Here is a 12,003-nt window from a genome sequence, read left to right on the forward strand (position 1 = left end):
ACTGCAAGTTGGGAACCGCAGTTAAGCAATGAATTTTTTGAAATGAATAAGGGATGAGGTTGCAGCATGGAAAAACATTGGTGGCAAGAGGTTGTCGTTTATCAGATCTATCCGCGGAGCTTCAGGGACAGCAACGGCGACGGCATCGGCGATATCGCCGGCATGACCGAAAAATTGGACTACTTGGAAAAATTGGGGATCGGGGCCATTTGGCTTTCGCCTGTCTACCAGTCGCCGAACGACGACAACGGTTATGACATTTCCGATTACGAAGCCATTCTCGATGAATTCGGAACGATGGAGGAGATGGAGCATTTCATCGCGGAGGCCGACAAGCGGCACATCAAAGTGGTGATGGATCTTGTGGTCAACCACACTTCGGACGAGCATGCCTGGTTCGTCGAAGCCAAAAAAGGCAAAGACAATCCGTACCGCGACTATTATGTCTGGGCAGATCCGGCTGCAGATGGCGGCGTGCCGAATGGATTGGGCTCAGCCTTCTCCGGCCCGGCCTGGGAATGGGATGCAGCGAGTGGCCAATATTACTTGCATCTTTTCAGCAAAAAACAGCCTGACCTGAACTGGCAAAACAAGACCATGCGCCAGGAAATCTACGCGATGATGAACCGCTGGATCGCTAAAGGCATCGGCGGCTTCCGCATGGATGTCATTGACCTGATCGGAAAAATTCCTGAAGAGGAAATCACCGGCAACGGACCGCAGCTGCATGAATTCCTGCAGGAAATGCAGCAAGCGACTTTCGGCAATCACGATCTGTTGACCGTCGGCGAAACCTGGGGAGCGACCCCGGAAATCGCCAAACTGTATTCCGCCCCCGAACGCAGCGAACTGTCCATGGTTTTCCAATTCGAACACATCGGCCTGGACCAAAAACCGGACGGCGAGAAGTGGGATCTGCAGCCGATGCAAGTCGCCGAACTGAAACGGATTTTCGCCAAATGGCAGACGGAACTCGGGAACGACGGCTGGAACTCCCTGTTCTGGAACAACCATGACTTGCCGCGGATGCTTTCGCGCTGGGGCAACGACCAAGAATACCGTTCGGAATGCGCCAAAATGCTGGCGATCCTGCTGCACATGATGAAAGGCACGCCCTACATCTATCAAGGCGAAGAAATCGGCATGACCAACACACCGATCACAACCATTGCGGAAGCAAGGGACATCGAAACGATCAATATGTACCACGAGCGCTTGGCGCAAGGCTATCCCGAGGCGGATATCCTGGCTTCGATCAACGCCAAGGGCCGCGACAACGCCCGCCGTCCGATGCAGTGGGACGCTTCCCTGCACGGCGGCTTTACGACCGGTACGCCTTGGATCGGCATGAATGAGAATTATCCGCTCATCAATGCGGAGGCTGTATTGGCGGACCCGGATTCGATTTTTTATACTTACCAAAAGCTGATCCGCCTACGCAAAGAAAATCCAATCATGGTTTGGGGCGATTTCGAACTGGTCGATACGGTCGATGAAGTCATCGGCTATTACCGGGAATACGAAGGCGAACGTTGGCTGGTAGTGACCAACTTCTCCGATGAGAAGCAGCCATTCTCGGTTGAGGATGAAATAGTCGAAGTCATCATCCAGAATGACGGGGATGAGATTACCGGTTTGAAGGACCTGCAGCTGAAGCCTTGGCAAGCTTTCGTGGTGAAGGTGGCCGCATGAACAGATGGTGGAAAAATGCGGTAGGCTATCAGATTTACCCCCGGAGTTTCCGGGATGCCAACCACGACGGCATCGGCGACCTGCAGGGGATCATCGAAAAGCTACCTTATCTGAAGTCATTGGGCGTGGATTTCATTTGGTTGAACCCAGTCTATGCTTCGCCGAATGTCGACAACGGCTATGACATTTCCGATTACCAGGACATCCATCCCGATTTCGGGACGATGGCCGATTTCGAGGAATTGTTGGGAAAAGCCCACGCGGCAGGCATCAAAATCATCATGGATTTGGTCGTGAACCATACAAGCGATCAGCATCCTTGGTTTCTGGAAGCGAAAAAAGGCAAAAGCAACCCGTACCGCGATTATTATTTGTGGGCAGATGCGATGGAAAACAAGATGCCGAACGATTGGAAAAGTTTCTTCGGCGGATCGACCTGGACTTACGACGGTTCGGGCCAGGCCTACTTCCATGTGTTTGCACCGGAACAGCCCGACCTGAATTGGAAAAACCCGAAAGTGCGGGAAGAAATCTACCGGATGATCCGCTGGTGGCTGGATTTGGGCATCGACGGCTTCCGTCTGGATGCGATCAGCCATATTCAAAAAGAACCGTGGGATTTCAAAATCACCGACAACACTTGGGCTCCCTTCATGAATGTCGCGGGGATCGAAGTCTATATGCAAGAGCTGAAGGAAATTTTTGATGCGTACCCGATCATGACGGTCGGGGAAGCAAGCGGCGTTTCCAGCAAAAAAGCGGTGAATTGGACCAAAGAGGACGGCTATCTGAACATGATCTTCGAGTTGGAACATAACGTGCGCGAAGGCCAGCCGGGTGCGGAACGGCTCAATCTGTTGGGATTCAAAAAGGTGCTTTCCCGTTGGCAAAAGGACTTGGGGTCGAACGGATGGAACGCCCTGTACGTGGAGAACCATGATAATCCGCGGATCGCTTCAATTCTGGGGGACGAATCGCCCAAATCCGCCAAAGCGATTGCGACAATGTACATGTTGCTGAAAGGGACGCCCTTCATCTATCAGGGCCAGGAGATCGGCATGACCAACTTCGCTTTCCAGTCGATGGATCAAGTCGACGCCCAGGATTCGCACAATCTCTATCGCATTCTGTTGGAAAGCGGCTCTTCTCCGGAAGAAGCGTTAAGGAACGTCACCCATTGGACACGGGACCATTCACGCACGCCGCTGCAGTGGGAAGGCGGACTATTTGGCGGATTTTCCGAGTTGTTGCCCTGGATGTCCGTGAACGGCAACACCGCGCATGTGAATATCGCCGAGCAGGAACAGGATGCGCAATCCGTCTTGAGTCATTACAAGCAACTGATCCGATTGCGAAAGGATCAGCCCGTACTTTCGGATAGTACCTTCGAACTGATTCTGAAAAATCATCCGCAGGTCTTCGCTTATCTGCGGAAAACCGACACAAAACAAATGCTCGTCCTCACGAACCTTAGCCGGAAACCCTGCCAGATAGACCTTCCTACAAGGGTGGCCAACAAAAACTGGCGAATGCTGCTGACGAATGTGGAGCAGTCAGCGGTCGAAAAGCGGATGCGGATGCAGCCTTACGATGCTTGGGTGTTTGAGGAAATTATTTAGGTGCGTGCCGCTCATCGGAGTTGAGCGACCGGATCGGATGTGTTCCTACGGTGAGGCTGCTGCCGGCCGGAGGACAGCGGTAATTTGCGGGCTCTTCTCCTGCAAGCCTGCCCTCGTCGGAGCACAGACTTTAAATGTGGGCCGTCCTCCGGCGAAGCCTCCGTTCGCCGGAGGAAAACGGTTGAGTGCCCGTTGACCGGAGTTAAGCGGCGGGATCAGTTGCCCCCTACTCCGGTGAGGCTTCCCCCACCGGAGGACAGCGGTATCTTGTGGGCTCTTCTCCTGCGAGCCTACCCTCGTCGGAGCACAGACTCAAAATGTGGGCCGTCCTCCGGCGAAGCCTCCGTTCGCCGGAGGAAAACGTTGACGTAACTCTGACCGGAGCTGAGCGACCAAATCGTTGCCCTCCTCCGGTGAGGATTCCCACACCGGAGTACAGCGGTATCTTGCGGGCTCTCCTCCTGCGAGCCCACCCTCATCGGAGCACAGACGTTAAATGTTGGCCGTACTCCGGCGTAGCCTCCGTTCGCCGGAGGAAAACGATAAAAATAGTCGGTTTGGCGATATGTCGCCAAACCGACTATTTGCTTATTCTTTCGCCAACGCGTGACAAATCTCTTTTGTAGCTCCGTAAACTTGCGTATACAACGCGTACATTTCTTGGTAGGCTGCCACATTTTCCGGAATCGGCCGGACGACACCTTTGTAGGCAACAAACACGTCCGCGCAAGCAGTCACTGTCGGGAACCAGCCGAGTCCGACGGCTGCCAGCATTGCAGCACCCAATCCAGGTCCCTGTTCGACTTCCAGACAGGTGATTTCGGCATCGAAAACATCTGCTTGGATTTGCAGCCAATCCGGATTTTTGGCGCCTCCGCCGACAGAAACAATCCGCTTGAAGGACTTGCCCGCCACTTGCTCCATCAACACTTGCGAATCCTTCAAGGAGAAGGTGATCCCTTCCAGGACCGCTCGCGCAAAATGTTTGATCGTATGATTCGTGTCCATCCCGATGAAACTGCCGCGGATCCGGCTATCGACATGCGGCGTGCGTTCCCCGACGATATAAGGGGTGAACAACAAGCCGTCTGCCCCCGGTTTGATCGCATCCATGCCTTCAAGCAGTTCTTCGAACGTGCTGTCCGGTGCGAACGTATCCTTGAACCAGTTGAGGCTGTGGCCCGCCGCCAAAGTGACGCCCATCGAGTAGTAGCCATCTTCAATGGTATGATTGAACAGGTGCAATTTGCCTTGGTAATCCTGCTCAGCCGAATCCTCGAATGCAAGGAACACACCGGATGTTCCGATGCTCGCCATGCCTGTCTCAGCATTCACGATACCTGCACCAATCGCAGCACAGGCGTTATCCGCACCACCCGCAAATATTTTTACTTCCTTTTCAAAGCCGAAGCGGTTCGCCAGTTCCGGTCGCAGGTTTCCGGTCATACCGGAAGATCCGATCAATTCAGGCAAATGGGTTGCCGGGATATGGAATTTTTCAAGAATCGGTTTGGCCCATTCTTTCTTTTCCGCATCCAGAAGCAGCGTTCCGGCTGCATCCGAGTAATCCATATGCATGGTGCCGGTCATCCAATAGCCAAGATAATCCTTCGGCAGCAGCAGATGCCGCACCTTTTCCCAGATTTCCGGCTCATTTTCCTGGATCCAGAGAATTTTCGGTAAAGTGAACCCTTCTAGCGCGATATTTTTCGTGATCGCAAGCAGTTCTTCTCCGAAGGCAGCCGTGATCGCCTTGCACTGTTTGGTGGTCCGGACATCGTTCCACAGAATCGCATTGCGGAGGACATTGTTGTCTTCATCCAGCACAACCAAGCTGTGCATCTGGCCGGAGAAGCTGATTCCTTCCAATTTTTCGGTGAAATCCGCAACCTCATCTTTTAACTTATCCACAACATACTCACAGGCCAGAATCCATTGCCCCGGATCCTGCTCGCTGTAGCCGGATTTCGGATGGATCAGCGGATAATCTTTTTGGGCGGAAGCTACTGCTTTACCGTGCTCATCCAGCAGCAACCCCTTCAATGAACTGGTTCCCAAGTCTATTCCTAACACATACGCCATAATTTTTGCTCCTATTCTGTTGCATCCATCAACCGAACAACTTCTGGATGGATTATACTAGGTAGTCGTTCAAACGGGATTTGACGAATTCAAGATGGCTTGACTCCAGTTTGATGTCTCCGTTTTGCATGGAATACTCTGTCAATGATTCTAAAGTTTCTTCATCCGACAAGATTCTTGCGCCGATGCCGTCATTGTAGCTGGCATAGCGTTTTTCCTTCAGATCATCGAAGAAGCGTTCTTCCTTCAATTTGGCGGCAGCTTTCAAGCCGCGTGCGAATGTGTCCATCCCGGCGATATGTGCCAACAGCAGATCTTCCATCTCGAATGAGGAGCGGCGCACTTTGGAATCGAAGTTGATTCCACCCGGCGCAATCCCACCGTTCTCAAGGATTTCATACATAGCCAAGGTCGTATCGTAGATGTTCGTCGGGAATTCGTCCGTATCCCAGCCCAACAGCATGTCGCCTTGGTTGGCATCGATCGATCCCAGTGCATCGTAGCAGCGCGCCACATTCATTTCGTGTTCGAATGTATGTCCAGCCAATGTCGCGTGGTTCGCTTCCAAGTTCAGTTTGAAGTCGCCTTCCAAACCATATTTTTGGATAAAGGCCATTGTTGTTGCTGAATCGAAATCATATTGGTGTTTCGATGGCTCCATCGGTTTCGGTTCAATCAAGAACTGTAGTTTGTGGCCGATTTTCTCGCCGTAAGCAACCGCCATTTTGAACAAACGAGCAATATTGTCTTGCTCGAATTTCATGTCCGTATTCAATAAGGACTCGTAGCCTTCACGGCCGCCCCAGAAGACGTAGTTTGCGCCGCCCAATTTCTTGCTGATGTCGAGGCCTTTTTTGACTTGTGCAGCCGCATATGCAAAAACTTCAGCACTGTTGGAAGAAGCTGCACCGTTCACATAACGTGGGTGGGAAAACATGTTTGCTGTGTTCCACAACAGTTTGATGCCGGTTTGATCCATCTTCGCTTTGATCAGGTCTGTGATTTCATCAATATTATTGAAGAATTCTTCCAATGAATCACCTTCAGGGGCGATGTCTACATCGTGGAAGCAGAAAAATTCAACGTCAAGTTTTTCCAAAATTTCAAAGAAAGCGTCCACACGGTTTTTTGCGGTTTCCATCGGAGTGGAACCTTCCCATGTGCGGATGTTCGTTGGGCTGCCGAAAGGATCGGAACCATCCTGCGTCATTGTGTGCCAGTATGCGACACCAAAACGTAAATGTTCTTTCATCGTTTTGCCCATCACGACTTCGGACGGATTGTAATGGCGGAACGCCATTGGATTCTCTGTGGTAACGCCTTCATATTTAATTTTATCTACTGTAGAAAAATAACTCATTTCTTTTCCTCCTAAAAAATGATATGTTGTCTTTGGGTTAGTTCGCTCAACTAACTCATAACCATAATATAAACTATGTTTTTTTAGTTGTCAAGCGCTTTCAGAAGATATATGATAGATCATGAAGGAAGAAGGAGTGGTTTTATTGATTCACAGCAAATACACAATCCGCGAAAACAATGAGGCTAATATTTTGAATGCCATTATCAGCCAGAAAGAAATTTCCCGCGCTGAATTATCTGTCCATATCGGCCTGAACAAAGCTTCGGTTTCCGCAATCACCAAAAAACTTTTGGATGACGAGTTGATCCATGAAGACCGGATCGGCGATGCAGCCCGGATCGGCGGGCGGAAACCGATTATGCTGACTTTCAATGGAAAAGCTGCGCTTACCCTTTCATTGGATGTCGCGCCCAATTACATCGAAGGGCTCATCGCCTATATTGACGGAAAAGTCCTGTATGAAACTGAAATCAGAGGAATCAAAGTTTCTTCCGACAATGTCCTCGCCTATATCGCGGAAATGGTTGAAAAATTGACGCGACATGCCGAAGAAACACCGCACGGCATCATCGGAATCTGCGTTGCGATCCATGGACTGGTCAATCAGGATACGATCCTTTTTACGCCCTACTATACGCTGCCGAGCGATCTGAAGGCGCAACTGGAAGAGATTTATCCATTCTACATCCATCTGGAAAACGAAGCGAATCTGGCGGGGCTCGGTGAATATACCTTCGGAGCCGCTTCCGACAGCATCGTCAGCCTGAGCATCCACACGGGCATCGGTGCCGGCATCGTCGAAAACGGGAAACTGAGGACCGGCAAAAAAGGCGCTGCCGGAGAAATCGGGCACAGCATCCTCTTCCCGGACGGCCGGAAATGCCCTTGCGGCAATGAAGGCTGTCTCGAGCAGTACGCTTCCCATCAAGCCATCTACAACGAGCTGGAACAGGCGTTGGCGCTGCCGGACATCAATTCATCCGTTGTGATCGAACGCTACAAAAAAGACGATCCGATTGTCCAAAAAGCGCTGCGGACCAATGCGCATTATTTGAGCATCGCCGTCAACAATCTGGCGGTGATCTACGAACCCGATCTGGTGGTGATCAACAGTTCCATCTATTCGCAACTCCCTGAGTTGATCAGCATTCTTAAAGGCGATCTCAAAGGCAAATTTTCGTGCGAAACCAAAGTCGCGAACAGCTCACTCAAGAAAAAAGCGACCCTATTCGGCGGTGTGGCCAAGTCCACACAAAATTTCCTGAACATCCAGAATCTGAAAATGAATGCGGAAAGCTGAAACCCAAAAGAGCGTCCAGGGCGGATTTCCCCGCCAAAATGGTTTTGGCGGGGAATCTCTTGTCGTCTGCTGGCGTTTTTCCCCGCCAAGGCAGTTTTGGCGGGTTTTCTGACTGTGATTTGAACTGATTTTCCCCACCAAAGTAGTTTTGGCGGGGAATCTCTGACCGCATCAATGCAATCGCCATCCAAAACAAAAGCCATCCGCGTATGCGGATGGCTTTTGTTTTGGTGTTTTTGTCCTAGTAGCCCAAGCGGTTCAATTCCATCTCCAGGCTGGCCGGCACGATCTGGCCGGTCTCTTCGAATTTGGCGAACTGCGCTTCCATCTTATCGACTTGTTCCTGCGCGGCTTCGATGATTTCTTCGGCATGCTCCAGCGGAATCACAACGACCCCGTTGCGGTCCCCGACGATGATGTCGCCAGGACGTACAGACACGCCGCCGCAGGAAATCGGCACATTGACTTCACCCTTCGCGCCCCTTGTGCCCCGGCCGCAGGTATTCGCCCGCGCGTAGATTGGGAAGCCGATTGCTTCGTTTTCATCAATATCGCGGAAAGCCCCGTCGATCACGACACCGCCAACCCCGATCGCTTTGGCGACGCGGCTGCGGTTATCGCCCCAAACCGCATTGTTGCAGCTGGCTTTCGCATCGATGACGATGATGTCACCGGGCTGCGCGGCCTCGAGCGCTTTCGGCACAATCAGGCTGTCGCCGAGCATCAACTGCAGCGTGACGGCCGGTCCGATGATTTTTTGCCTCGTCACCATCGGCTTGATCTGGTAATCCATCGCCCGGAAAACATCCATCCCGTCGCACAGCTCCGGCACTGTGAATTTGTTCAGCCTCTCCAGCAGTTCGGGTGTCGGCCGGGGAATGTCCGTGATGATTCTGAAACCCATTTTTTGATTGTTCTCGCTCATGATCGCGCCTCCATTTATGATTTTATTGTTGGTTCAACCATAACAGATTAGACTGCTCTTTGCACACATGATAGGTGCATCGAAAACAAAAGAAAAACACTTTACCGACAAACTGACTAAGCAATCCGGAAACAGCGCGCAAGCGGGTCGTCGGATTTTTCGGCGTTCTCCGGTGAGCGGAGCCTTCATCGGAGCTGGGCACGCATTCCGTCGCTCTCCTCCGACCAGCGGACGCACAGAAGGCAGGAAGAGGCTGCCTCTTTTTGGAGACAGCCTCTTCTCGTATATCTTTATCCTTTAAACTAGTACTTCCTCTTTTTTGACTGCGTTCATAACGCTGGCGGCTACGATGTCGGCCACGCCCGGAGTGAAGACATCCGGCATGATGTAGTCGACGTTCAGTTCCTCATCGCTGACGATGCTGGCGATACCGCGTGCTGCAGCAAGCTGCATTTCGATCGTGATGTCTTTGGCGCGTGCATCCAAGGCGCCGCGGAAGATTCCTGGGAATGCGAGCACATTGTTGATCTGGTTCGGGAAGTCGCTTCGGCCGGTGCCGACGATATAAGCGCCGCCCGCTTTTGCTTCATCCGGGAAGATTTCCGGTGTCGGGTTCGCCATCGCGAAAATCACCGGTTTTTCGTTCATCGTTGCGATCCATTCCTTCTTCAAAACACCTGGTGCGGATACGCCGACGAATACATCCATCCCTACCACTGCATCCTCCAAAGTTCCGGTTCTGAAACTGCGGTTCGTCACTTTGGAGATTTCCACATGGCGTTCAGCCAACTCAGGATCCGTTTCGGAGATGATTCCGGTGCGGTCCACTACCATCAGATTCTTGACGCCGGCGGAAAGGAACATTTCGCTGATGGCGATCCCTGCGGCACCGCCACCGTTGACGACCACTTGGATTTCCCCGATTTTTTTGCCGGTCAGGCGCAAGGAATTATAGAGTGCAGCCAGAACGATGATCGCGGTGCCGTGTTGGTCATCATGGAAGACCGGGATGTCCAACATCTCTTTCAAGCGGCGTTCGATTTCGAAGCAACGAGGCGCGCTGATGTCCTCCAGGTTGATTCCGCCGAAGGAAGGCGCGATGGCTGCGACGTGGGAGATGATTTCTTCGACATCCTGCGTATTCAAGGAAATCGGAACGGCATCCACATTCCCGAAGCGTTTGAACAGAGCGGCTTTGCCTTCCATGACCGGAATGGCTGCTTCCGGTCCGATATTGCCCAAGCCTAGGACAGCCGAACCGTCCGTCACGACGGCAACCAAGTTTTTCTTGGTAGTATAGGTATAGACGGATTCTTTGTTGTTCGCGATTTCCATGCAGACAGCTGCGACACCCGGTGTATAGGCGATGCTCAGATCTTCCATCGTTTCGATCGGCACTTTCGAGATGACCTCCAATTTACCGCCGAATTTTTTGCTGATTGCCAATGCTTTTTCTTTTACATCTGTCATAGTGAACACTCTCTCTTTCTTCTCGTTTTGGTTTTTGGTTTTTTTTATATCGTTAGAACAGGAAACGCAATAAGGCTGTCATCGAAATGACGGTGATGGCTCCACCCAAACGTGTAGCTACTTGGGCAAACGGCATCAGATTCATACGGTTGGAAGCCGATAGGATGGCGACATCCCCGGTTCCGCCCATGCCGCTTTGGCAAGCCGTTACGATTGCTGCTTCGATCGGGTTCATGTTCATTTTTCCGCCGATGAAGAAACCGGTCAGGACAACGGTCAACACGACCGAGATCACGACCACGAAATACTGCCAAGAAAGCATGCCGACGACATCTTTAAGCGGGATGTACAACAAGCCCAGTCCGACCATCAACGGGAAAGTGAAGTTGCCGGAAATGAATTTGTACAGCTGTTTTGAGCCTTTTTCGACATCTTTAGGCAACAGGCTCAAATACTTGATGCTTGCAGCAATCAGGATCATCAGCACCGGGCCCGGGAAGCCGGTAAGTCTTTCCAAAAGTCCGCCAGCGATGAACAGTGTGCAGGCCGTCAGAACGCCGGCACCCATCAACTTGATGTCCAGCGGGCTCTTGTCTTCCTGCATGGCATCAGCCATATCATCGTCAGCGCCGAATTTGATCAGTTGGCCCTTGCCGCTTTTCTCAGGATATTTTTCACCCAAACGGTTCAAAACACCGGAACAGATGATTGCGAAGAAGTTACCGATGATCGTTGCCGGAATCAATTGTCCAACCAATTCCCCACTCGGGATACCGGTGATGGCGCTATAGCCGAGCGATAACGGCAAGATGCCTTCGCCGATTCCGCCGGCGATGATCGGTGTCACAATGTAGAAGAGCGTATGCTCAAAACCCAGTCCCAACAATGTTCCCACTGAAGTTCCGACGATCAAAGCGGCGATCATCGCCACAGCCATCGGGATGATCATCCGGATCAAACCTTGCACCAGAATCTTGCGGTGCATCCCCAGAATGCTGCCGCAGACAAGACAAGCGATGTAGAAATACAGGAAGTTGGCTTCCCTCATCAGCATGTTCGCTGCATCCAGCGTATTTTGGTTGAATACATTCATGAATACCAGTATCGATGGCACCATCAGCGACAGGATGGCCGATCCCCCGAAATTCTTCAATCCCGGTATGCTTGCGCCGATCCCTCCCAGAAGCCAACCTAAAGTCAAGATGACCGCGAAACCGCCCAGCATGTTGACGGGCAATTCGCCCAGATAAGCAGAAGCTATTATAATGGCTGACATCACGAGATAAGTCGGCAACGGAATCGCGCCTACCTTCGCGTTTTTGAATCTGTCGAAAACCGTCAACTCCGAAATGCCCGGGAGCTGTTCCAGCTCCAATTCTTTTGTCGTGTCTCTCACTTTCCTTCTCCTCCTTTTGATTACCCGCGCTCCTTGAAGCGCTTTCTTTAACCTGGTTTCATTATGCTACCGCTTCCATAATTAAAATAGATTATTTAATTAATTTAAGTGTTATTCAATTAATTAAATTGAGAACGCCTACTTTCCATTTGATAT

8 protein-coding genes are annotated in these 12,003 nt (G+C 51.5%); 3 read left to right on the plus strand and 5 right to left on the minus strand.

Annotated features, from left to right (window positions below):
- Positions 1-66: 66 nt before the first annotated feature.
- Together C8U37_RS03725 and C8U37_RS03730 are read left to right on the plus strand one after the other, a co-directional pair.
- The gene (locus C8U37_RS03725) at positions 67-1,692 is read left to right on the plus strand and encodes a glycoside hydrolase family 13 protein (protein ID WP_108031934.1); all 1,626 of its coding nucleotides are present in this window, start codon (positions 67-69) and stop codon (positions 1,690-1,692) included.
- Positions 1,689-3,311 carry a glycoside hydrolase family 13 protein gene (locus C8U37_RS03730; protein ID WP_108031935.1) on the plus strand — a complete coding sequence of 541 codons (1,623 nt, stop codon included), beginning with the start codon at positions 1,689-1,691 and terminating at the stop codon, positions 3,309-3,311. Before C8U37_RS03725 ends, C8U37_RS03730 begins: the two co-directional genes overlap by 4 nt.
- 588 nt (positions 3,312-3,899) lie before the next feature.
- Here the strand turns inward: C8U37_RS03730 and xylB are convergent.
- Both xylB and xylA read right to left on the minus strand, forming a co-directional pair.
- On the minus strand, positions 3,900-5,393 hold the full coding sequence (gene xylB, locus C8U37_RS03735) for a xylulokinase (protein WP_108031936.1): 1,494 nt from the start codon (positions 5,391-5,393) through the stop codon (positions 3,900-3,902).
- 52 nt (positions 5,394-5,445) lie between these two features.
- Positions 5,446-6,753 carry a xylose isomerase gene (xylA, locus tag C8U37_RS03740; protein WP_108031937.1) on the minus strand — a complete coding sequence of 436 codons (1,308 nt, stop codon included), beginning with the start codon at positions 6,751-6,753 and terminating at the stop codon, positions 5,446-5,448.
- A 145-nt stretch (positions 6,754-6,898) separates the two neighbouring features.
- Here xylA and C8U37_RS03745 point away from each other — a divergent pair, with 145 nt between their 5' ends.
- Positions 6,899-8,056, plus strand: coding sequence for an ROK family transcriptional regulator (locus C8U37_RS03745; protein ID WP_108031987.1), 1,158 nt, complete (start codon positions 6,899-6,901; stop codon positions 8,054-8,056).
- A 241-nt stretch (positions 8,057-8,297) separates the two neighbouring features.
- On the opposite strand, the gene C8U37_RS03750 is transcribed toward C8U37_RS03745, so the two are convergent.
- The 3 genes from C8U37_RS03750 to C8U37_RS03760 form a co-directional block, all read right to left on the minus strand.
- A complete protein-coding gene (locus C8U37_RS03750; RefSeq protein ID WP_108031938.1) occupies positions 8,298-8,981 on the minus strand; it encodes an RraA family protein in 684 nt (227 codons plus the stop codon).
- Between the two features lie 297 nt (positions 8,982-9,278).
- Positions 9,279-10,451 carry an NAD(P)-dependent malic enzyme gene (locus tag C8U37_RS03755; RefSeq protein ID WP_108031939.1) on the minus strand — a complete coding sequence of 391 codons (1,173 nt, stop codon included), beginning with the start codon at positions 10,449-10,451 and terminating at the stop codon, positions 9,279-9,281.
- A gap of 52 nt (positions 10,452-10,503) precedes the next feature.
- The gene (locus tag C8U37_RS03760; protein WP_425445657.1) at positions 10,504-11,802 is read right to left on the minus strand and encodes a 2-hydroxycarboxylate transporter family protein; all 1,299 of its coding nucleotides are present in this window, start codon (positions 11,800-11,802) and stop codon (positions 10,504-10,506) included.
- Positions 11,803-12,003: the final 201 nt, after the last annotated feature.

Origin of the sequence: Trichococcus patagoniensis, from assembly GCF_003051085.1 — a bacterium.
In the GTDB taxonomy this organism is placed as follows: Bacteria; Bacillota; Bacilli; order Lactobacillales; family Aerococcaceae; genus Trichococcus; species Trichococcus patagoniensis.